The 21,550-nt window shown below is 73.9% G+C and carries 20 protein-coding genes; 11 read left to right on the forward strand and 9 right to left on the reverse strand.

Annotated features, from left to right (window positions below; all coding sequences use genetic code 11):
* Positions 1 to 87 precede the first annotated feature (87 nt).
* Positions 88 to 732 (forward strand): peptide deformylase, encoded by a 645-nt coding sequence (locus tag AB0N31_RS26450; RefSeq protein ID WP_366060928.1) that lies wholly within the window; start codon positions 88 to 90, stop codon positions 730 to 732.
* Positions 733 to 753: 21 nt separating this feature from the next.
* Here AB0N31_RS26450 and AB0N31_RS26455 read toward each other — a convergent pair whose 3' ends face one another.
* Positions 754 to 2,172 carry an NAD(P)/FAD-dependent oxidoreductase gene (locus tag AB0N31_RS26455; RefSeq protein WP_366060929.1) on the reverse strand — a complete coding sequence of 473 codons (1,419 nt, stop codon included), beginning with the start codon at positions 2,170 to 2,172 and terminating at the stop codon, positions 754 to 756.
* A 141-nt stretch (positions 2,173 to 2,313) separates the two neighbouring features.
* On the opposite strand from AB0N31_RS26455, the gene trxA reads away from it, so the two are divergent.
* The gene (gene trxA, locus AB0N31_RS26460; RefSeq protein WP_366060930.1) at positions 2,314 to 2,691 is read left to right on the forward strand and encodes a thioredoxin; all 378 of its coding nucleotides are present in this window, start codon (positions 2,314 to 2,316) and stop codon (positions 2,689 to 2,691) included.
* Between the two features lie 146 nt (positions 2,692 to 2,837).
* Here the strand turns inward: trxA and AB0N31_RS26465 are convergent, their stop codons facing one another.
* Both AB0N31_RS26465 and AB0N31_RS26470 read right to left on the reverse strand, forming a co-directional pair.
* Positions 2,838 to 4,274 (reverse strand): aldehyde dehydrogenase family protein, encoded by a 1,437-nt coding sequence (locus AB0N31_RS26465; RefSeq protein WP_366060931.1) that lies wholly within the window; start codon positions 4,272 to 4,274, stop codon positions 2,838 to 2,840.
* Between the two features lie 311 nt (positions 4,275 to 4,585).
* Positions 4,586 to 5,251: a helix-turn-helix domain-containing protein gene (locus AB0N31_RS26470; RefSeq protein ID WP_366060932.1), complete on the reverse strand. Its 666-nt coding sequence runs from the start codon at positions 5,249 to 5,251 to the stop codon at positions 4,586 to 4,588.
* A 119-nt stretch (positions 5,252 to 5,370) separates the two neighbouring features.
* On the opposite strand from AB0N31_RS26470, the gene AB0N31_RS26475 reads away from it, so the two are divergent.
* On the forward strand, positions 5,371 to 5,934 hold the full coding sequence (locus AB0N31_RS26475; protein ID WP_366060933.1) for an NAD(P)H-dependent oxidoreductase: 564 nt from the start codon (positions 5,371 to 5,373) through the stop codon (positions 5,932 to 5,934).
* A 113-nt stretch (positions 5,935 to 6,047) separates the two neighbouring features.
* Here the strand turns inward: AB0N31_RS26475 and AB0N31_RS26480 are convergent, their stop codons facing one another.
* Complete coding sequence (locus tag AB0N31_RS26480) at positions 6,048 to 6,785, reverse strand: LLM class flavin-dependent oxidoreductase (RefSeq protein ID WP_366061002.1); 738 nt, start codon at positions 6,783 to 6,785, stop codon at positions 6,048 to 6,050.
* A gap of 175 nt (positions 6,786 to 6,960) precedes the next feature.
* Between AB0N31_RS26480 and AB0N31_RS26485 the strand changes: the two genes are divergently transcribed.
* Positions 6,961 to 7,905 (forward strand): FkbM family methyltransferase, encoded by a 945-nt coding sequence (locus AB0N31_RS26485; protein ID WP_366060934.1) that lies wholly within the window; start codon positions 6,961 to 6,963, stop codon positions 7,903 to 7,905.
* Positions 7,906 to 8,134: 229 nt separating this feature from the next.
* Here AB0N31_RS26485 and AB0N31_RS26490 read toward each other — a convergent pair whose 3' ends face one another.
* Positions 8,135 to 9,586, reverse strand: a complete 1,452-nt coding sequence (locus AB0N31_RS26490) for an MFS transporter (RefSeq protein WP_366060935.1) — start codon at positions 9,584 to 9,586, stop codon at positions 8,135 to 8,137.
* A 185-nt stretch (positions 9,587 to 9,771) separates the two neighbouring features.
* On the opposite strand from AB0N31_RS26490, the gene AB0N31_RS26495 reads away from it, so the two are divergent.
* A complete protein-coding gene (locus AB0N31_RS26495) occupies positions 9,772 to 10,254 on the forward strand; it encodes a MarR family transcriptional regulator (RefSeq protein WP_366060936.1) in 483 nt (160 codons plus the stop codon).
* A gap of 195 nt (positions 10,255 to 10,449) precedes the next feature.
* Here the strand turns inward: AB0N31_RS26495 and AB0N31_RS26500 are convergent, their stop codons facing one another.
* The gene (locus AB0N31_RS26500) at positions 10,450 to 10,833 is read right to left on the reverse strand and encodes a nuclear transport factor 2 family protein (RefSeq protein WP_366060937.1); all 384 of its coding nucleotides are present in this window, start codon (positions 10,831 to 10,833) and stop codon (positions 10,450 to 10,452) included.
* A gap of 147 nt (positions 10,834 to 10,980) precedes the next feature.
* Entirely contained in the window at positions 10,981 to 12,369 is a 1,389-nt protein-coding gene (locus tag AB0N31_RS26505) for a glycoside hydrolase family 43 protein (protein WP_366060938.1), read from the reverse strand.
* A 228-nt stretch (positions 12,370 to 12,597) separates the two neighbouring features.
* Between AB0N31_RS26505 and AB0N31_RS26510 the strand changes: the two genes are divergently transcribed.
* Positions 12,598 to 14,019 carry an amidase gene (locus AB0N31_RS26510; RefSeq protein WP_366060939.1) on the forward strand — a complete coding sequence of 474 codons (1,422 nt, stop codon included), beginning with the start codon at positions 12,598 to 12,600 and terminating at the stop codon, positions 14,017 to 14,019.
* A 149-nt stretch (positions 14,020 to 14,168) separates the two neighbouring features.
* Positions 14,169 to 14,618, forward strand: coding sequence for a type II toxin-antitoxin system PemK/MazF family toxin (locus tag AB0N31_RS26515; protein ID WP_366060940.1), 450 nt, complete (start codon positions 14,169 to 14,171; stop codon positions 14,616 to 14,618).
* 15 nt (positions 14,619 to 14,633) lie between these two features.
* On the opposite strand, the gene AB0N31_RS26520 is transcribed toward AB0N31_RS26515, so the two are convergent.
* Complete coding sequence (locus AB0N31_RS26520) at positions 14,634 to 15,479, reverse strand: TIGR02452 family protein (RefSeq protein WP_366060941.1); 846 nt, start codon at positions 15,477 to 15,479, stop codon at positions 14,634 to 14,636.
* A gap of 317 nt (positions 15,480 to 15,796) precedes the next feature.
* On the opposite strand from AB0N31_RS26520, the gene egtA reads away from it, so the two are divergent.
* The 4 genes from egtA to egtD are packed head-to-tail and all read left to right on the forward strand — an operon-like array spanning position 15,797 to position 20,206.
* On the forward strand, positions 15,797 to 17,104 hold the full coding sequence (gene egtA / locus AB0N31_RS26525) for an ergothioneine biosynthesis glutamate--cysteine ligase EgtA (protein WP_366060942.1): 1,308 nt from the start codon (positions 15,797 to 15,799) through the stop codon (positions 17,102 to 17,104).
* Entirely contained in the window at positions 17,101 to 18,426 is a 1,326-nt protein-coding gene (gene egtB, locus AB0N31_RS26530; RefSeq protein ID WP_366060943.1) for an ergothioneine biosynthesis protein EgtB, read from the forward strand. The genes egtA and egtB overlap by 4 nt, the downstream gene beginning before the upstream one ends.
* On the forward strand, positions 18,426 to 19,247 hold the full coding sequence (egtC, locus tag AB0N31_RS26535) for an ergothioneine biosynthesis protein EgtC (protein WP_366060944.1): 822 nt from the start codon (positions 18,426 to 18,428) through the stop codon (positions 19,245 to 19,247). Before egtB ends, egtC begins: the two co-directional genes overlap by 1 nt.
* On the forward strand, positions 19,244 to 20,206 hold the full coding sequence (egtD, locus tag AB0N31_RS26540) for an L-histidine N(alpha)-methyltransferase (protein ID WP_366060945.1): 963 nt from the start codon (positions 19,244 to 19,246) through the stop codon (positions 20,204 to 20,206). Before egtC ends, egtD begins: the two co-directional genes overlap by 4 nt.
* A gap of 7 nt (positions 20,207 to 20,213) precedes the next feature.
* Here the strand turns inward: egtD and AB0N31_RS26545 are convergent, their stop codons facing one another.
* Complete coding sequence (locus AB0N31_RS26545) at positions 20,214 to 21,476, reverse strand: extracellular solute-binding protein (protein WP_366060946.1); 1,263 nt, start codon at positions 21,474 to 21,476, stop codon at positions 20,214 to 20,216.
* Positions 21,477 to 21,550: the final 74 nt, after the last annotated feature.

Below are 21,550 nucleotides of genomic sequence, written 5' to 3' on the forward strand. Positions count from 1 at the left end.
CCGGGCTGCGGGCGTGCGCGCCCGCCGGCCCCGCCGAGCCCAAGCACCCCCGCCTCCGAAGTGCCGTCGTCGTGGCATGCTGGCCGGATGGCATCTCCCAGTTCCCGCGCACCTCTTGCCGAGCGGGTCGAGGAACTCCTCGCCGTCGGCGGCCCGTTGCCGATCGTGGCGGCCGGCGACCCGGTCCTGCGCACCGGCACCGAGCGCTACGACGGTCAGCTCGGCCCCGCCCTGCTGGCGCGCTTCGTCGAGGCGCTGCGCGTCACCATGCACGCGGCGCCGGGGGTGGGCCTGGCCGCGCCGCAGGTCGGCGTGGAACTGCGGATCGCGGTGATCGAGGACCCGGCGCCGGTGCCGGAGGAGGTGCGGGCGGCCCGCGGCCGGGTGCCGCAGCCGTTCCGGGTCCTGGTCAACCCCGCCTACGCGCCGGTGGGTTCCGGCCGCGCCGCCTTCTTCGAGGGCTGTCTGAGCGTGCCCGGCTGGCAGGCGGTGGTGGCGCGGCCCGCCGAGGTGCGGCTGACCGGCCAGGACGAGACGGGCCGGGCGCTGGACGAGGTGTTCGGCGGGTGGCCCGCCCGGATCGTGCAGCACGAGACGGACCACCTCGACGGCCTGCTCTACCTGGACCGGGCCGAGCTGCGCTCGCTGTCGGCCAACGAGACGGTGGCGCGCCGGTGGGCGCAGCCGACGCCGGAGGAGGCAGCCCGCGCGCTGGGCTTCGGGCTGCCGTAGCCGGACGTCGGTGCCGGACCGTCAGTTGTCGCGGAACGCCTCCAGCAGGCGCAGCCACACCTCGCTGATCGTCGGGTAGGACGGTACGGCGTGCCACAGGCGGGCGACGGGAACCCCGCCGACGACGGCGACGGTCGCCGAGTGGATCAGTTCGCCGACGCCGGGGCCGACGAAGGTGGCACCGAGCAGGACCTCGTTCTCCAGGTCGACGACCATGCGGGCGCGGCCCTTGTAGCCCTCGCCGTACAGGCCCGCCCCGGCGACCGAGGAGAGGTCGACGTCGACGGCGCGGACCCGGTGTCCGGCCTGTTCCGCCTCCGCGAGGGAGAGGCCGACCGCGGCGGCCTCCGGGTCGGTGAAGACGACCTGCGGGACGGCGGCGTGGTCGGCGGTGGCCGCGTGGGCTCCCCACGGACCGGAGTCCAGGTCCGTCTCCCCCGAGGCGCGGGCGGCGATCGCGGCACCGGCGATACGGGCCTGGTACTTGCCCTGATGGGTGAGCAGGGCACGGTGGTTGACGTCGCCGACCGCATAGAGCCAGTCGTTGCCCGTGACGCGCAGGCTGTCGTCGACCGGCAGCCACGAACCCGGCTCCAGGCCGACGGTGTCCAGGCCGATGTCCTCGGTGCGCGGGGCGCGGCCGGTGGCGAAGAGGATCTCGTCGGCCTCGATCCGGTCGCCGGCGTCGGTGACGACCACGACCGTGCCGTCCGTGCGGGTCACCGACGTCACCGAGGTACCGGTCCGCACGTCGACGCCGGCCCCGGTGAGCGCCTCGGCGACCAGTTCGCCGGCGAACGGCTCCATGCGGTTCAGCAGTCCCTTGCCGCGCACCAGGAGGGTGACCCGGGAGCCGAGGGCCTGCCAGGCGGTGGCCATCTCGGTGGCGACCACTCCGCCGCCGACCACCACCAGGCGACCGGGCACGGACTGGGCGCTCGTCGCCTCACGGCTGGTCCACGGCCTGACCTCGGCCAGGCCCGGCAGGTCGGGCAGGACGGCCCGGGTGCCGGTGCACACGGCGACGGCGTGCCGGGCGGTCAGGACCTTGTCGCCGACCGCCACCGTGCGCGGGCCGGTCAGGCGGCCGTGGCCGCGGTACAGGTCGGCGCCGATGCCGTCCAGCCAGCCGACCTGGCCGTCGTCCTTCCAGTCGGAGGTGTAGTAGTTGCGGTGGGCGAGGACCGCGGCCGCGTCGAGGGGGCCCTGCACCGCCTGGCGCAGACCGGGCAGGCGTCGGGCGTCGGCCTGGGCGATGACCGGGCGCAGCAGGGCCTTGCTGGGCATGCACGCCCAGTAGGAACACTCGCCGCCGACCAGTTCGCTCTCCACGACCGCGGTGGTGAGGCCGGCCGCGCGGGTGCGGTCGGCCACGTTCTCCCCCACGGGCCCGGCCCCGAGCACCACGACGTCGTACGCGATGGTTTCCGTTTCCGTCATGGGGTCAGTCTGGTGGGTGGTGTGCGGGGTGGCCACACGGGTAGGGCGCGGAATACGCGACCGGCCGGCCGTGTTGACGCGGGCGGCTTCACCCCCTGCCGGGACAACCCGGCAGGAAGCACGGGAAGAGGTAATCACGCCATGAGCAGCACCGTGGAGCTCACCAAGGAGAACTTCGACCAGACGGTCACCGACAACGACTTCGTCCTGATCGACTTCTGGGCGTCCTGGTGCGGGCCGTGTCGTCAGTTCGCCCCGGTCTACGAGAAGGCGGCCGAGGAGAACCCGGACCTCGTCTTCGGCAAGGTGGACACCGAGGCCCAGCCGGAACTGGCCGCGGCCTTCGGCATCCAGTCGATCCCGACCCTGATGATCGTCCGCGACCGGGTCGCCGTGTTCGCGCAGCCGGGCGCCCTGCCCGAGGCCGCCCTCACGGACGTCATCGGCCAGGCCCGCAAGCTGGACATGGACGAGGTCCGCAGGTCCGTCGAGGAGCAGCAGGCCGCCCAGGGCGAGTGACCTGCGGGTCCCCTCCGCTCCTCCTCCAGGCGGTACGGCTCGGCCCGGCCCGGTCCGGCAACATCTGTGGCTCGGTCCCCGGCAGGCGTCCGGGCCGGTCCCGGAAGGGGCGCCGGTCCCGGAAAACCGGAAACAGGGCGCAGGTTCTAGAAGGGGTACGGCGCCACGTCCCCGCGCACCGTCGTCCAGCGCACGTCGGTGAAGGCCTCCAGGTTGGCCTCGCCGCCGAAGCGGGCTCCGGTGCCGGAGGCGGCGACCCCGCCGAACGGCGCCACGGCCTCGTCGTTGACCGTCTGGTCGTTGATGTGGACGATGCCGGTCGGAATGCGCTCGGCCAGGTCGAGGCCGCGGGCCGTGTCGCGGGTGACGATCCCCAGGGACAGGCCGTAGGAGCTCGCCCCGGCCAGCGCGGCGGCCTCGTCCGGGGTGGTGAAGGCGCGGACCGGGGCGACCGGTCCGAAGACCTCCTCCGTGTAGGCGGGGGTGCGGTCGTCGACGCCCGCCAGGACGGTCGGGCGGTAGAACAGGTCCTCGTGCGTGCCGCCGGCCGCCAGCTTCGCGCCGGCCGCCGTGCTGGCCTCCACCAGGCCGTGCACCTTGCGGAGCTGGCCGCCGTCGATGAGCGGGCCCAGGTGGACCTGCGCGCGGTGCGGGTCCCCCACGGCCAGGGCGTCGGCCTTCGCCACCAGCCGCTCGACGTACTCCTCGTAGAGCGAGGCGTGCACGAGGTGGCGGCCGGTGGTCATGCAGATCTGGCCCTGGTGGAAGAAGGAACCCCAGGCGGCCGTGGAGATCACCGCGTCGAGGTCGGCGTCCTCCAGGACGATCAGGGCGGAGTTCCCGCCGAGTTCCAGATGGGCGCGCTTGAGGTGACGGCCGGCGGCCTCGCCGACCGCCCGGCCCGCCGCGGTGGAGCCGGTGAAGGAGATCACCGTAACGCGCGGGTCGGCGACCAGGGCCGCGCCCGTCTCGGCGCCGCCCGGCAGGATGTGCAGCAGTCCCTCGGGGAGACCGGCCTCGGCGAAGACCGCGGCCAGCGACAGTCCGCCGCAGACCGCCGTGCGCGGGTCCGGCTTCAGCAGGACCGCGTTGCCGAGCGCCAGGGCCGGCGCGACCGAGCGGATGGACAGGATCAGCGGGGCGTTGAACGGGGAGATCACGCCGACGACGCCCACGGGGACGCGGCGGGTGTACGACAGCCGGGGCGCCTCGCTGGGCAGGACCTGGCCGGCCGGGCGGGAGGCGAGGGCGGCGGCCTCGTAGCACTCCTGGGCGGCGACGTGCAGTTCGAAGTCGGCCTTGCCGGGGACCGAACCGGACTCGCGCACGAGCCACTCGCGCAGTTCGTCCGCGTGCGCGGCGAACAGGTCGCCGGCCTTGCGCAGCACCGCGGCGCGGACGAAGTGGGGGACGCGGGCCCACTCGGCCTGGGCGGCGAGGGCGGTCCGCGCGGCCGGGGCCACGTCCTGCGCGCCGGCCGACGCCACCGTGCCGAGGGTGTCGCCGGTGGCGGGCTCGGTGACGGGACGCACGGGGCCGGACAGGCTGCGGGACTGCCGGGCGATGGGGTCGAGCAACGGCATGACGGCTCTCCGATCGGTGACCCTCGGGACCTGCCGGGGGCGCAGGTCCCGTGCGGTGCGCCGCCGCTGGGGCGGCCGCGTGGCGGGACGCGGGGCTCCGGGGCGGCCGGGCGGGTCGCGCCGGCGTCGAACGCGTCCCCGCCCGACTGAGCGTCCGACATCGTAGTCGTCCGCCGGGCGGAACGGGCGGCCGGCGGATCGGACGGCCGCGCGAAGAGCGGTCGCGCAAGGGGCGGTCACGGGAAAAGGCGGTCACAGCCCTCGGGTACCCGTCCCGGGCCGTGGGTGTTCGGTTCGCGTCGCGTCCTTCGTCAGTCGTCCCCGCCGCGGGCGCCCGTGACCCGGTCCACCAGGTCGGTCCAGCCGGTTTCCAGGCGGGCCGGTGGGGTGGCGCACTGGCGGACCAGGTGGTGGATCAGGGGCGGGTTGAGGTAGCCCAGCAGGGTGTGGGCCAGCAGGTCCGGGTCGGCGTCCGGTGCCGTCTGCCGCAGCAGCAGCGCGAGATGGCCGTGGTGCAGACGGTGGACGGGGCCGGTGTAGCGGCGGTCCGGGCCGGCCTCGGCCGCCAGCAGCAGGTCCAGTTCGTCGATCGCGCGGCGCAGGTAGGCGACGCCGAACGCCCGCAGCCGTTCCACCGGCGCGGCGCCGGGTCCGAGCGGCGGGGGCCCGCCGAGGAAGGCGGCCTGGAACTTCCGCTCGGAGTGGTCGAGCAGCGCCGTCAGCAGTCCGGTGCGGTCGCCGAAGCGGCGGAAGACCGTCCCCTTGCCGACGTTCGCCGCGGCGGCCACCGCCTCCATCGTGACCCCGGCCGCGCCGTGCGCGGCGACCAGCCGGGCGGCGGCGTCCAGCAGCCGGGCGCGGTTGCGGGCCGCGTCGGCACGCAGACACGGCTCGTCCTCGGCCGTTCCGAGCTGCAGCAGTTCGGGTTCGCCGAGGGGCGTCTCGGGGCCGGGGAGGGGAGGCAGGGCGGCGGACATGAACTCAGCGTAAAGCACCCGGAAGAAACTGGACCGCGGTCCGGTTAGAGTGTTAGAACTTGCAAACGGACCTCGGTCCGGATTGTCACCGCCATGTTTCCGCCCCTGGGGAGTAACCCATGTCTGTCCGCATCCTTGCGCTCGTCGGCAGCCTCCGCGCCGGTTCCACCAACCGCCAGCTCGCCGAGGCGGCCGTCAAGGTCGCTCCCGAGGGCGCGCAGGTCGACCTGTTCGAAGGCCTGGCCGACATCCCGTTCTACAACGAGGACCTCGACGTCGAGGGCAGCGTCCCGGCCGCCGCCGCCAAGCTGCGCGAGGCCGCTCAGGCCGCCGACGCCTTCCTGCTGTTCTCGCCCGAATACAACGGCACCATCCCCGCCGTCCTGAAGAACGCCATCGACTGGCTGTCCCGCCCGTACGGCGCCGGCGCCTTCGGCGGCAAGCCGGTCGCCGTGGTCGGCACCGCGTTCGGCCAGTTCGGCGGCGTGTGGGCGCAGGACGAGGCCCGCAAGGCCGTGGGCATCGCCGGTGGCAAGGTGATCGAGGACCTCAAGCTCTCCATCCCCGGCTCCCTGACCCGCTTCGCCGAGACCCACCCGGCCGACGACGCCGAGGTCGCCGCGCAGCTGACCGAGGTCGTGGCCCGTCTGCACGGCCACGCGAGCGAGACCGTGGCCGCCTGACCGCCTGGCCGTCTTGGCGGGACCGGCGGGACCGGAGACCGACGACGGAGTCGGAAGGGGCCCGGAGATTCCGGGCCCCTTCCGACTCCGTGCGGGCCGGCGCCCCCGCCCGCTCAGTCCAGCTCCGCCGGCCGTTCGACCGCGAGAGCGACGAACCGCTCCAGCCACCCGGAGGTCTCCCCCAGGCGCGGGACGAGGATCACCGTGTCCACGCCGAGACCGGTGTAGCCGTCGACATCCGCGAGGAGGGCGTCCAGGTCCCCCTCGGTGGCCGCGTCGCCGGAGCAGGTGAGCGTCTTCAGGATCGTGCCGTAGTCGCGGTCCTCCGCCTCGCAGTGGCCGCGCAGGACGTCCAGCTTGTGGCGCACCTCCTCGGGCGAGGAGGCGAACAGGTTGCAGGCGTCGCCGTACCGGGCGACCAGCCGCAGCATCTTGCGCTCACCCCCGCCGCCGATGAGGATCTCCGGGTGCGGCCGGCTCACCGGCGCCGGCGCGCACAGGGTCTCCGCCAGCCGGTGGTACCGGCCCTCGAAGGGCCCGTTGTCGGCCGGGTCCCACATCTGCCGGCAGATCCGCAGGGTCTCCTCCAGCCGCTCGATCCGCTCGGCGAGCGGCGGGAACGGCACGCCGAGCCCCTCGTGCTCACGGTCGTACCAGGCCGCCCCGATGCCCGGCCAGGCCCGGCCGCCGGACACCACGTCCAGCGTCGTCGCGATCTTCGCGAGCAGGCCCGGATACCGGTACGTCACCCCGGCCGCCTCGGCCGCGGCTCCGGCCGCGGCGAGCTCGGCGCCGAGCTCGGGCCCTCCCCCCGGGGCGCCGAACTGGTTGATGTGCACACCGACACGCAGGTCCGTCTCCGTTCTCCGGCATCCCCAGCGACCTTGCCGACGCCAGGCGCTGGAGCGCTCTCGAAGTCAACGCCGGGCCCTCGGACGCGCCGCGTGCAAGAAGCTGGTCGACCCCGGCGGCGAATGTCGTTCAACGGGAGGACCACACCCCGAGATGTCTGATAGGGCTGACGGGATGCAGACCTTTTATCGACGACTCCTGCGGCTGATGCCCCGGATCGGCGTCCAGGTGACCGACATCGCCCCGGGGACGGCGCTGGTGTCCCGGTCCGCCGCCCCGCTGACGGTCACCGGTGCCGGCAAGGGCACCTGGATCGTCCGGCGTGCCAAGGCCGGCGCCGCCGCCCCCGCGGACGCCGACGCCGTCCGGCTCGGCGAGAGCGGCGCGCTGCTGCTCATGGACGGGGCGGCCCGGCGCGACGAACGCAAGCTGCAACTCGCGGCGGCCGAGTACCTGTGCACCCAGCACGTCGCCGCCATGCTCGCCCTGTACGACGCGAACTGCGTCTTCGACGTCGGCGCCAACAGCGGCCAGTACGCCCGTCGGCTGCGCCGGCTCGGCTACACCGGGCGGATCGTGTCGTTCGAACCCACCTCGGAGACGTTCGCCAGGCTGGAGAAGGCCGCGGCGCAGGACCCCGACTGGCACGTGTACCGGTGCGGACTGGGCCGCGAGGAGACGACCGCCGAGATCCACACCGGCTGGAAGACCATGAACTCCCTACTGGGGCCCAGCGACTACGGCAGGGACCGGTACAGCCGGTTCGACACGTCCGACACCGAGGAGATCCGCGTCCGCCGGCTCGACGAGGTCATGGACGAGGCGATGGAGGGCCTGGCCGATCCGCGCCCCTACCTGAAGATGGACACCCAGGGCTACGACCTGGAGGTGTTCGCCGGAGCCGGGAAGCGGATCGAGGAGTTCGTCGGCATGCAGTCCGAGGTCGCGGTGCTGCGGCTGTACGAGGGCAGCCCTGGCATGGGCGAGGCCGTCGCGACGTACGAGGCGGCCGGGTTCGGCATCACGGGCATGTACCCGGTGACCCGCGAGGCGACCACCGGCCGGGTGATCGAGTTCGACTGCGTGCTGATGCGCGCGGACGCGGCCCCCACGCCGTAGCCGGCCGGCTCGCGGCGCCGCCGCCGGCGGTCTCCGGGCGGGGCGGCGCCGCCGGTTTCCGCGCCCGGCGGGCGGGGACCGCGGACGGCGCCGCGGCCCGATGGGTCCTGCGGCGGGTGCGAAGGCGTGGGACGGCGGGCCCCCGCACCCTGCCCGGACCTGCGTCCCAGGGGCTTTCGTTTGGATCGGGCCGGACCCCGCGAGCCCGGCGTGATCCGAACGTGAGGTCCTAGACCTTGGCCTGCTCGGGCTCGGGGGCCTGCCGGGTCTCCTCCGTGTCGGAGTCGGCCGGGCGGGCGGCGGGGATGACGGACGCGATGGCCGCGGAGACCAGGGCCAGGGCGCCGCCGACGAGGAGCGCGGTGCGGAAGCCGTCCTCGGAGGCGAGGGTGTAGCCGCCCGTGGTGGTCGTCATCTGGGCCAGGATCACGCCGATGACGGCGGCGCCGACCGAGGTGCCCAGCGACCGCATGAGGGTGTTGAAGCCGTTGGCCGCGGCGGTCTCCGACAGCGGGACCGAACTCATGATGAGGGCGGGCATCGAGCCGTAGGCGAGGCCGACACCGCTGTTGATGACGATGCCGACGACCATCAGGCCCCAGGCGGAGCCCATCAGCGCCATGGACAGGCCGTAGCCGGCGGCGATGACCAGCGCGCCGCAGACGAGCGTGAACTTCGGGCCGCGGGCGTTGGTGAGCTTCCCGCCGAGCGGGGAGACGAACATCATCATGATGCCGCCGGGGGCCATCCACAGGCCGGTCGCGAGCATGGACTGGCCGAGGCCGTAGCCGGTGGACTCCGGGAACTGCAGGAGCTGCGGCATGACGAGCATGCTCGCGTACATCGCGAAGCCGACGAAGACGGACGCGAGGTTGGTGAGCAGCACCCGCGGGCGGGCGGTGGTGCGCAGGTCGGTCAGTGGGTCGGTGGTGCGCGTCTCCCAGAATCCCCAGGCCGCGAAGACCACGACGGCGGCGGCGAACAGGCCGAGCGTGACGCCCGAACCCCAGCCCCAGTCGGCGCCCTTGGAGACCGCGAGCAGCAGGGCGACCAGGCCGGCGCCGAGACCGAGCGCGCCGGGCAGGTCGAAGCGCTGTCCCTTGGCGGCGGCGGGCACGTCGGGGATCAGGAACCAGATGAGCAGGGTGACGACGACGGCCATGCCGGCCGAGCCCCAGAACAGGACGCGCCAGTTCGCGTACTGGGCGATCGCCGCGGCGATGGGCAGGCCGAGGCCGCCGCCGATGCCCATCGAGGCGCTGACCAGGGCGATGGAGGAACTGAGCTTCTCCGCCGGGAGGACGTCACGGAGCAGGGCTATGCCCAGGGGCAGCATGCCCATGCCCATGCCCTGGAGCCCGCGCCCGACGATCATCATGACGACGTCGGAGGCGAGGGCGCACACCACCGAGCCCACGATCAGCGGCACGGCGCACGCCAGGAGCATGCGCCGCTTGCCCAGCAGGTCGCCGAGGCGGCCCACGACCGGCACGCAGACCGCGGCGGCCAGCAGGGTGACCGTGATGACCCAGGCCGCGTTCGAGGACGAGGTGTCGAGGATCTGCGGCAGTTCGGCGATGAGCGGGGTGACCAGCGTCTGCATGATCGCGGCCGTGATGCCGGCGAGGGCGAGCGTGGCGACCACGCCACCCGCGCGGGCCGTGGGCTGGGGGGCGTCCATGGGCGGACTCCTCGGTTTCTCTGGGCGTTCCGGGCGAAGGATGTGCATCGTACATGTCGAATGCATCAACCATGTGATGTGGTGGTCGCACGCGATGTGGTGCCTGCACGGTGGTGTGCCAGGATGGAACGGCCGCCGCCGGGACGGGTCGCGGGGACGGCAGCACGAACAGGAGGCTCGGGCACATGCAGAGGCCGACGCACGAGGTGGAGTACGAGCAGATGCTGCTCAGCCGCCATACGTTCCTGAGCCGGCGCGGGGGCCGCCGCACGGACGGCGTCCTGGAGCGCAGCGCCTACATCCTGCTGAGCCGGATCCGGGTCCAGGGCCCGATGTCGATCGGGGAGCTGAGCGACGCCTTCGCCCTGGACGCCTCCACCCTGAACCGGCAGACCGCCGCGGCGATGCGCGCCGGGCTGCTCGACCGCATCCCCGATCCGCAGGGCGGGATGGCCCGCAAGTTCCGGTTGACGGCGGAGGGCGAGCGGCTGCTCGACGAGGAGCGGCGGGGCATCGTCGAGGTCCTGGACCGCGTCATGGGGGACTGGTCGCAGGACGACATCACCGCGTTCGCGTCCTACCTCAGGCGCTTCAACAACGGCATCGAGGCCATCGGCGGACGCCCGTGGCCGCGCCCCTCCCCGCAGGACGGGGAGCCGCGCGGCTGATCCCGGTCGGCGCGGTCCGTCCCCGGCGCGGCACCGGCCCGCGCTCCGGGTGGGCACGGTGGCTCGCGGGCCGGGCCACGGCCGCGGGACGCGGCACCCGACGTCGCCCGCCCGGAAGGCCGGGCGCCCGCGGTGCCGTACCGAGGCCCGGCTCCCGCGTCCCGGTCCGGCGGCGGGGTGCCGGCCCGGCGCGGTTCACCAGCTTCGGGTCACCGAACGCAGGGCGATCCAGGAGTCGCGTACGCGGGCGTAGTCCATGGTCAGCTGGAGCCGCCGGTCCTCGTGTGCGCCGTCCTCGGCCGGACGCGTGACCACGCGGCCCACGAGGCGTGCCGTGTCGCCGTCGACCGCGACGGTCACGGTCTTCTCCTCGATCGCCTGCGGGACGAACGTCGCGGCGCGCAGGTCCGCCAGCCAGGCGGCCTTCGGCTGCTCGTCCCCCGTGGTCCGCGTCAGGGTGAAACCGTCGTCGAGCAGGGCGTCGAGCGCGACGGTGTCGCCGCCGGCCATCGCGTGCAGATGGGCCCGGTAGGCGTCGATGACCTCCATGCGGGTGTGCACGTCGGCTGAGGGGTTCATCCGTGCTCCTGTCGTCGTGCCCCGTCTCCGCCGCCGGATCGCCTTCACCGCACGGCAGGACCGGGGCGTACCTCGGCGCATGCCTGTCAGTGATCATCATGGCTGTTCGGGTCGCCCGGTGCTCGCCGCGCCGCCGACCGCGGCCGTTCAGGCCCAGGCGGTCACCGGCAGGAAGGAGCTGTCCTGGCGGAACAGGTCCGTGCCGTCGGACCGCTCCACGCGGAGCTGGTAGTCGTAGTGGCGCAGGTAGTGGCCGGGGTAGTTGTACGACTCGAAGCGCGCCGAGCCGCTCGTGGTGCCGGTGCGGGCGATGAAGGTGGCGTCCCCGGCGAAGGTCGACGTGCCGTCGTCCGGGTCGAAGCGGGCGCGGAAGGAGTAGTGGCGCAGGTAGTTGCCGGCCGCGTCACGGAAGGAGCAGCCGTTCGCGTCCGCGAGGCCGGGTACGACCGTGAAGGTGGCCGCCCGCTTCTCGGCGGCCGTGCTGGAGGCGGTCACCACCGGCAGGTTGAGCAGCGAGGACTGTGCCTGCCAGTGCCGGGTGGTGTAGTTGACGGAGCGGAAGGAGCGGGTGACGTTCCTGGGCAGGCTCACCCCGCCGGTCACCGTCTCCTTGACGACGGTGAAGTGGCGGGCCGTGCCGGAGACGCCCGGGAGGGCCTTCGGCGCGCTCCAGGTGGTGAAGGTGTCGTAGCTGTCGCTGTAGTAGTAGGTGCCGTCGCCGTAGCCGTCGAAGAAGACGCGCCAGCCGCCGTTGTCGAGCTGGACGAGGGCCGGGCCCTCGCGGTAGCTGCCCCAGCCCGCCCAGTCGCCGGTGCGGGAGATGGTGTACGGGCCCGCCAGCCGGGTGGCGGTGGCGTACTCGATGTACTTGGTCGTCTCGTTCTTGGTGAAGGCGTGGTAGGTCGAGCCGAGCTTCACGACGAAGGTGTCGATGTGGTTCTCTCCGATGCCGGACAGGGCGACGGGTGAGGTCCAGGCGGTGAGGCCCGGGTCGGTGGCCCTCAGCAGGTAGGGGGTGAACATCCACTCGTCGTCCGTGGTGGAGCAGGACACGATGATGTTGACGCTGCCGTCGCTGTCGACGAACCACTCCGGCGCCCAGGCCCGCGAGAGGCCCGCGACGGGAACCGGGTGGTCGTACAGGAACGACCAGGTGAGCCGGTCGGTGCTGCGGGCGAACCCGATGGTGGCGCTGGGGTCCTGCCACGTGTGCGTGGTGTAGGTCAGGTAGTAGGAGCCGTCGGTGTGCTTGAGGACGCTCGCGTCGCGGATGCGGTTCGCGGGCGGGGTGTAGGCGGCGGACCTGGCGAGGCGGAAGTCGGTGGCGTCGTCCGACTGGTAGACGTTCACCGTGCCGTCGTCGCTGTCGAGGAACGGCACGATGGTGTAGCGGGTGGCCGACCCGCCGGGCGGGGCGGCGGCGAGCGCGGTGCCGAGCAGGCCGGGCGCCTCCGCGAGCACCAGCGTGGAGACGGGCAGGGCGGCCATCGCGCGCAACAGGCTGCGGCGGGACGGGGTGGGGCGGCGTGTCGTCATGTGCGGCTCTCTCCCTACGACTCAGGTTCGACATGCCGAACGAAGTTCGGAAAGTCGATCAGAAGGTAGGGGTGGCTGCGAGGCACGTCAATGCCTCGCGCAGGAACGGGTGGTGGCCTGCGGGACGCCTGGGGCGGACACCGGACCCACCGCGGGCCGCAGCGCGTTCCGCCTCCGGCTGCCAGACGTTACCGTTCGGTAGACAATGTGCTCACGGAGGTGTCCGCCATGACGCTCGACCGTTCCGCAGGCCTGATCGAGACCGCCCGCGCGCTGGCCGCCGGGGAGGTCACCTCCCGCACGCTGGTCGAGCGGACCCTGGCGCGGATCGAGGCCACCCAGGGCACCCTCAACGCCTTCCGCGTCGTCCGCGCCGAGGCCGCGCTCGCCGAAGCCGACGCGGCCGACCGGGAGTTGTCCCGCGGCGCGCGCAGGCTCCTGCTGGGGGTGCCGGTCGCCGTGAAGGACGACATGGACGTGGCGGGCGAGCCGACCGCCTTCGGCTGCGCGGGCACCCACCCCGCGGTCGCCGAGGACGGGGAGGCGGTACGGCGGCTGCGCGCGGCCGGGGCCGTGATCGTCGGCAAGACGAACACCTGCGAATTCGGACAGTGGCCGTTCACCGAGGGCCCGGCCTTCGGTGCCACCCGCAACCCGTGGCACACCGGGCACACGCCGGGCGGCTCCTCCGGCGGTTCGGCGGCCGCCGTGGCGGCGGGCCTGGTCCCCGCCGCGCTCGGCTCGGACGGCGCCGGCTCGGTCCGCATCCCGGCGTCGTGGACCCACCTCGTCGGCATCAAGCCGCAGCGCGGACGCGTGTCGACCTGGCCGCGCGGCGAGTCCTTCCAGGGCATCACGGTCAACGGCACCCTGGCCCGCACCGTGGCCGACGCGGCCCTCCTCCTCGACGCGGCGAGCGGCAACCATCCGCGCGACCCGCACCGGCCGCCCGCCGTCGACGCCCTCGCCGCGGTGGGCCGCGACCCCGGCCGGCTGCGGATCGCCCTGTCGCTGAAGCCGCCGTTCACCGCCGTGCCCGCCCGGCTGCTCCCCGAGGTGCGCGACCGGGTCGTCGCCCTCGCGGCGGCACTGGCGGACCTCGGGCACACCGTCGAGGAGGCCGACCCGCCGTACGGGCGGATCGGGCTGACCTTCGTGCCGCGGGCGACCGCGGGGATCGCCGAGTGGGTGGCCGAGGCGCCGTTCCCCGCCCTGCTCGACCGGCGCACCCGGGGCGCCGCCCGGCTCGGCAGGCTCCTCGGCGGCGCCCCGCTGCGGGCCGCCCGCCGTGCGGAGACCGTCCTGCACGGCCGCGTCGGCCGCTTCTTCGAGACGTACGACGTGGTGCTCGCGCCGACGACGGCCGCTCCCCCGCCGCGCATCGGCGCCCTGCTGGAGCTGAGCGGGTTCGCCACCGACCGCGCCATGATCGCCGCGTGCCCCTACGCGTGGCCGTGGAACGTCCTCGGCTGGCCCGGCGTCAACGTGCCCGCGGGCTTCACGCCCGGTGGGCTGCCGGTCGGGGCGCAACTGCTCGGGCCCGCCGGCAGCGAGCCGCTGCTGCTGTCGCTCGCCGCGCAGGCGGAGGCGGACCTGCGCTGGCACGAGCGGTGGCCGGAGCCGCTCGTCGCGGACTCCCCGGTGGTCTGAGCAGCCCGCTCCGGGTGCGCCCGTGCGCGCGGCGCCGAGGCCTGGACCAGTTGGACCGGGGGGGGGAAGTGGTGCCGTCGGCGTTCCCGCGCGACGTGGTCACGGGGGCGCCACCGGGGCGGTCCCGGCACAGCCTCTAGGGTGCCCTCGTGACCGCTTCCACCGAAGAAGAGAACGTCCCGGGCCGCTTCGGCCCCTCCGCCACCGTCGAGGCCGAACCGCGCGAGGTCGGCCGGGTGCGGACCGAGTACTCGCCCGCGCACGACGGCGACCCGGACCCCGGCGAGATCGTCTGGACCTGGGTGCCCTTCGAGGAGAACGACGGGCGGGGCAAGGACCGTCCGGTACTGGTCGTCGCCCGGGAGGCGGCCGGCACCTTCCTCGCCGTGCGGCTGTCCAGCAAGCCGCACGGCGGCGACCGCGAGTGGGTGCCGATCGGCAGCGGTCCCTGGGACCGCTCGGGCCGGGACTCCTGGGTGGCCGTCGACCGGGTGCTGCGGCTGCACGAGCAGGGCATGCGCCGGGAGGCCTGCGCACTGGACCGGATGCGGTTCAACCTGGTGGTGCACCGGCTGCGGGAACGGTACGGCTGGAACTGAGCGCCTTCCCGGCGCTCACGCCCGCTCGCGGAGCCGCGGCTCCGGGAAGGCGCGCGCGAAGGCCTGCCGGACCGCGCTCCCCGGCGTCCGGTCCAGCACGCCGAACACCACCTGCGTGAACGTTTTTTCGAACCGGCCGCCGGGACCCAGCAGCGCCCGGAACGCGCCCGCCACCTGCGCGGGGTCGTTGCGGAAGACACCGCAGCCCCAGGCGCCGAGGACCAGCCGTCGGTAGCCGTGCGCCGCGGCCGTCTCCAGGACGCGTTCAGCCCGTACGGCCAGCGCGCGCGGCAGTTCGGAGGCGCGATCCGGCGCCGTCCGCAGGATCACTCCGGCGTTCGGCGCGGCGGCCGTCAGGAAGCCTGCGGTGTACGGCTCGGGCAGGAACCGGCCCCGGTCGTCACGGAAGACCGGCACGCCCGGTGAGTGGATGACCCGGTCCGTGTAGAACGGGTCGCGGTGGGCGCGGTGGTGGTCGTAGAACTCGGGGGCCCGCAGCAGGCACGTGTACAGCGCGGAGCCGCGGCACAGCGCCTCCTCCTGGGCCTGGGCGCCGTTGAGGTAGCCGCCGCCGGGGTTGCGGGCGGAGGCGAAGTTGAGCACCGCCACCGGGGCGTCCGCGAGTCTGCGGGCGGCCTCCAGGCTGCTCTCGCCGGTGACCTCGATCCGCGGGGCGGCCGGGGCGGTCCCCGGGACCGCCTCCGGGACCGGCACCGGGCCGGGTCCCACCATGCGGGTCCCCTCCCGAGCCGCCTCGACCGCGGCGGCGAGCGGTATCTCACGCCCGTCGGCCGTGCGGTACGCGCCCGCGGCCACGGCCTCCTCCGTCTCCCGCGCGACACCGCGCAGCCGCGCGCTCATGGCGCCACCCCCGTGGGCGCCACAGCCGCGTGCCGCACGGTGCGCCGTGCCCCGTCCGTCTCCCCCGTCATGCTCATGCACGCATCGTCAGCGATGCTGGACGGACGGTGCAACCGGTTTCCGACGAGCGGGAACGTCGGCGGGAACCCCTCGGAAACGCCCCGGGAACGGTACGGAAAGGAGGGTGCCCCGGCCCCGCGGGCGCCGATGGGCGCTCTTGTGCGATGCGGCGAGAGGGTCTTGGGTGGATGAGCGAACCGGTCCGGCACCATCCAAGCCGGACCGGTGGCATGGTGGATTCTCAGGAGGATACCGACATGTCGGACACGTCGAGCAGTGCTTCGGGGAGTGACTGTACGGGGACCCGTACTCCTCTCACCGAGGCCGAGGTGGAGGCCCTGGTCAAGGGCATCTGCTTCAAGACCGGACCGCCCCGCACCGTCGGGGTCGAAGTGGAATGGTTCGTCCACGAGCTGCGCTCACCGCGGCTCCCCGTCCCACCCGAACGACTCGCGGCGGCCTACGAGGCCCTGCGGACGGTGCCGCTGTCCTCGGCGCTCACCGTCGAACCCGGCGGCCAGCTGGAGCTCAGCTCGCCGCCCGCCGCCTCCCTGATGGAGTGCGTGCGCACCGTCTCCGCCGACCTGGACGCCGTCCGCGCCGTCCTGCGCGGGGCGGGACTGGTCCTCGCCGGACTCGGCACCGAGCCCTGGCACCCGCCCCGGCGGTTCCTGCACGAGCCGCGCTACGACGCCATGGAGGCGTACCTCGACCGCACCGGCCCGGCCGGGCGGGCCATGATGTGCACCTCGGCCTCCGTACAGGTCTGCCTGGACGCGGGTCACGAGGAGCCCGGCCCACTGGGGCACGGGCGGCGCTGGTGGCTGGCGCACATGCTGGGCCCCGTCCTGGTCGCCGCCTTCGCCAACTCGCCGCTGCTCGGCGGTGCCCCGACGGGCTGGCGTTCCACCCGGCAGCGGCTGTGGACGGAGATCGGCGCGGGCCGCGCGGGCGCACCGGTCCTGGACCGGGATCCGCGCGCCGCCTGGGCCGGACACGTCCTGGACGCCCCGGTGATGTGCGTACGCCGGGAGGACGGGCCGTGGGACGTGCCCGAGGACCTGACCTTCCGGGAGTGGACCCGGTCGGGGGCGCCCACCCGGGCGGACCTCGACTACCACATGTCCACGTTGTTCCCGCCGGTGAGACCGCGTGGCCATCTGGAGCTGCGCATGATCGACGCGCAACCGGGCGAGGACGGCTGGATCGTGCCGCTCGCGGTGACGACGGCACTGTTCGACGACCCGGAGGCCGCCGAGAGCGCCTATCGGGCGGTGAAACCGCTCGCGGAACGGTCCCGTTCGCGGCCGGCGCCGCACAACCCGCTGTGGAAAGAGGCGGCCCGCTCCGGCCTCGCCGACCCCGAGTTGCGGGAGACCGCCGTGGCCTGCTTCACGACGGCCCTGGAGGCCCTGCCCCGGATCGGCGCCGGCACCGAGGTGACGGACGCCGTCGCCGGGTACCTGGAGCGCTACGTCCGCAAGGGCCGCACCCCCGCCGACGACCAGCTCGACCGCCTGTGCGGCACCGACGGCCGCACACACGGGAAGGACATCCGCACATGACCGACCTCGTCCCCGAGGCCCTGGACGCCGAGGCGTTGCGCGAGCGGGCGCTCACCACCCTCGTCACCGCCCGTGCGCGCACCACGCTCCTGACCAGCTGCGTCGAGGAGCCCGACCTCACCGCACAGCACTCCCCGCTGATGTCCCCCCTGGTGTGGGACCTCGCGCACATCGGGAACCAGGAAGAACTGTGGCTGCTGCGCGCCGTGGCCGGCCGCGAGGCGATGCGCCCCGAGATCGACGGGCTGTACGACGCCTTCGAGCACGCGCGCTCCGAGCGGCCCTCGTTGCCGCTGCTGCCGCCCGCCGAGGCCCGCGCCTACGCGGCGGAGGTGCGCGGGCGGGTCCTGGACGTGCTGGAGTCGGCCGACTTCGACGGGACACGGCTCACGGAGGCCGGTTTCGCCTTCGGGATGGTCGCCCAGCACGAACAGCAGCACGACGAGACCATGCTGATCACCCATCAGCTCCGCACGGGGCCGCCGGCCCTGACCGCGCCCGACCCGGAACCGGCACCGTTGTTCACCGGCCCGTCCGAAGTGCTGGTGCCGGGCGGCCCGTTCACGATGGGCACCTCCGGCGAGCCCTGGGCTCTGGACAACGAGCGGCCCGCGCACCGGCGCGAGGTGGCGGCGTTCCACATCGACACCACACCGGTGACCAACGGCGCCTACCAGGCGTTCATCGACGACGGCGGTTACGACGACGCCCGCTGGTGGACGGCGGAGGGCTGGTCCCACATCCGCCGGCACCGGATCGACGCGCCGTTGTTCTGGCACCGCGACGGCGGGCAGTGGCTCCGGCGCCGCTTCGGCGTCACCGAGGTCGTGCCGCCCGAGGAGCCGGTGGTGCACGTGTGCTGGTACGAGGCCGACGCCTACGCCCGTTGGGCCGGGCGGCGGCTGCCCACCGAGTCCGAGTGGGAGAAGGCCGCCCGCTTCGACCCCGCGACCGGCGGCTCGATGCGCTACCCGTGGGGGGACGCCGACCCCACGCCCGAACACGCCAACCTGGGCCAGCGCCATCTGCGCCCCGCACCCGCCGGCAGCTATCCGGCGGGGGAATCACCTCTGGGGGTGCGGCAGTTGATCGGCGACGTGTGGGAGTGGACGTCGAGCGACTTCCAGCCCTACCCCGGCTTCCGGGCGTTCCCGTACAAGGAGTACTCGGAGGTGTTCTTCGGCCCCGAGCACAAGGTGCTGCGGGGCGGTTCGTTCGCGGTGGACCCGGTGGCCTGCCGGGGCACCTTCCGCAACTGGGACTACCCGATCCGGCGGCAGATCTTCTCCGGCTTCCGCACCGCCCGCTCGGCGGCCGTCTGATGTGCCGTCATGTCGCTTTCCTGGGACCGCAGGAACCGCTCGGCCGGCTCCTGGTGGAGCCCCCGCACGGTCTGTACCGCCAGTCGTGGGCCCCCCGCATGCAGCAGTACGGCACGGTCAACGCCGATGGTTTCGGAGTGGGCTGGTACGCCGGGGACGATCCGGTGCCGGCCCGCTACCGCCGGGCCGGGCCGATCTGGGCCGACCTGTCCTTCGCCGACCTGGCCCGCGTCGTGCGCAGCGGGGCGGTGCTGGCCGCCGTACGCGACGCGACGCTGGCCGGGGCGGACGCCGAGGCCGCGGCGGCGCCGTTCGCGGCGGGGCCCTGGCTGTTCAGCCACAACGGGGCCGTGCCGGGCTGGCCGGGGTCGCTGGAGCCGCTCGTGCGCTCGCTGCCGGCGTCCGCGGTGCTGTCCATGGAGGCGCGCAACGACTCCGCGTTCGTGTGGGCGCTGGTCCTGGCCCGGCTGCGCGCCGGGGACACGGAGGGCCAGGCACTCGCCGACACGGTGCAGGAGGTCGCCGCGGCGGCTCCCGGCTCCCGGCTGAACCTGCTGCTCGGCAACGGTGACACCGTCACCGCGACGGCCTGGGGGGACACCCTCTGGTACCTGACGGAGCCCGGCCGCACGGTCGTGGCCTCCGAGCCCTACGACGACGATCCGCGCTGGCAGGAGGTCCCCGACCGGACCCTGCTCGTGGCGACCCGCACCGAGGTGCTGCTCACCCCGCTGAAGGACCCGAGCGGGGACGCGGCGCACTCCCCCGCTCCCGGCTCCGCCGCGGGGGCGGCCCCATCATCCGAGGAGACCGGCTCGTGAGCCCCTTCCAGATCACCCGCACCCTCCCGGAGGACGCCACCGGCGCCGCCCTGCGCGCCGACGTCCTCCAGGGCCTCACCGCCACCCCCAAGACGCTGCCGCCGAAGTGGTTCTACGACGCCGACGGCAGCGAACTGTTCGAGCGGATCACCGAACTGCCCGAGTACTACCCGACGCGGGCCGAGCGCGAGATCCTCGTGGACCGGGCCGGCGAGATCGCCGCCGCGGCCGGCGCCCGCACCCTGGTCGAGCTGGGTTCGGGATCCTCGGAGAAGACCCGCCACCTGATCGGCGCGCTGACGGACCTGGACACCTACGTGCCCGTCGACGTCAGCGAGAGCGCCCTGACCGGGGCGGGACGGGCCCTCGCCGCCGAGCGGCCGGGCCTGTCCGTCCACGCCCTCATCGCCGACTTCACCGCACCGCTGACGCTCCCGGACACCCCGGGACCGCGTCTGGTGGCGTTCCTCGGCGGCACGATCGGCAATCTCCTCCCCGACGAGCGTGCGGCCTTCCTCGGCTCGGTCCGGGCGCTGCTCTCGCCGGGCGACGCCCTGCTGCTCGGCACGGACCTCGTGAAGGACGAGGGGGTCCTGGTACGGGCGTACGACGACGCGGCCGGGGTGACGGCGGCGTTCAACAAGAACGTCCTGGCCGTCGTCAACCGTGAGCTGGGCGGCGATTTCGATCCGGGCGCCTTCGACCACGTCGCGCTCTGGGACGCGGAGAACGAGTGGATCGAGATGCGGCTGCGGTCCCGTACGGCGCAGACGGTGAAGCTCCCCGCGCTCGGTCTCGCCGTCGACTTCACGGCGGGCGAGGAGCTGCGCACGGAGGTCTCGGCGAAGTTCCGCGAGGCGGGGGTGCGCGCGGAACTGTCCGCGGCGGGACTCGGGTTGTCCCGCTGGTGGACGGACCGGGAGGGCCGCTTCGCACTCTCGCTGAGCACCGTGCGGTAGGGGCGGGTCAGCCCGCGGAGACCGTCAGCGCCTCGGTGATCCGCCGGGAGGCGCGGCGGGCCTCCGTCGCGGGATCGGCTCCGCCGAGCACCTTGGTCATGTAGGTCTTGATCGGGTTGTCCGCCTCCACGGCGGCCCACTCGGGCGTGCTGGGGGTCGCCCGGCCCTGCGCGGCTCCCGCCGCCATGGCGGCGACCCCCTCCTCGCCCGCCACGGCCGACGCCAGCTTCGCCTTGTTCGGGACGTAGTTCATGGTGCGGGCCAGGTCGGTGTTCCACTCGGCGCCGGTCAGCGCGGCGATCACGGCGACGGCCCCCTCGCGCCGGTCGGTGTCGCGGGGCACGACGAGATCGGAGCCGCCGATGAAGACCGCGCCCGGTTTCGCCGCGGTCTTCCCCGGGACGGGGAAGTACCCCAGCTTCCCCTCCAGCGCGGGGTTCTGCTGGACGACGGCCCGTGCGAGGCCGGGGACGGCGACGATCTGGGCGACCTTGCCCGCGGCGAACACCCCTGCCTGGGGCGGGTGTTCCTCGTCCGCGTCCGCCGGTCCCGCGCCGAGGGACTGAAGGCCCCGGTAGAACTCCATGCCGCGCAGGGCGGCCGGGGTGTCCAGGGTGCCCTCCCAGCGGCCGGCGTCCTCGGTGGCGAGGTCGCCGCCCTCGTCCCAGATGAAGCCGGAGAGGGTGTACCAGTCCTGGCCGGCCAGGTAGATGCCCTGGTTCCCGTCCGAGTTCAGCTTCTCGGTGGCGGCGAGCCATTCCTCGCGGGTGCGCGGCACGGCGGTGATCCCGGCCTGCGCGAAGAGGTCCTTGCGGTAGATCACGACACGGTTGGCGGCGTACCAGGGGATGCCGTACTGGTGGAAGCGGCGCTGTCCCGGGTCGGCGAGGCCGGGGAGCCACTCGTCCTTCTCCCACTTGGCGACGGATTCCAGGGTCAGGTCCAGCAGCCGGTTGCCGTCGACGTACAGCGGGACCTGGGTGTTGCCGACCTCGATGACGTCCGGCCCGTCCTCGCCGTCGCCCTCCAGGGCCGTCTGCACCTTCTCGGCGATGCCGGTCCACTCCTGGATGCGGACGTCCAGGTCGAGGTCGGGGTGGTCGCGTTCGAAGTCCTCGGTGAACCGGTCCAGGAAGTCCCGCGAGGCGCTGTCCTTCATGAGCCAGACGGTGACGGTCTGCCGGTCGCTCCCGCCGATGCCCGGCACGGCACCGCAGCCGGTGAGGAGGGAGGCGGACACACAGAGGAGGGCGAGGAGGCGACGTCTCACGGGGGTCCTGTTCTGCCTGGTGGACAGGGGCGAGGGGCCCGGCGTGGGGGAACGGGCAGGTGGCCCGGACGGGT

It is taken from the genome of Streptomyces sp. NPDC051051 (assembly GCF_040682975.1).
Classification (GTDB): domain Bacteria; phylum Actinomycetota; class Actinomycetes; order Streptomycetales; family Streptomycetaceae; genus Streptomyces.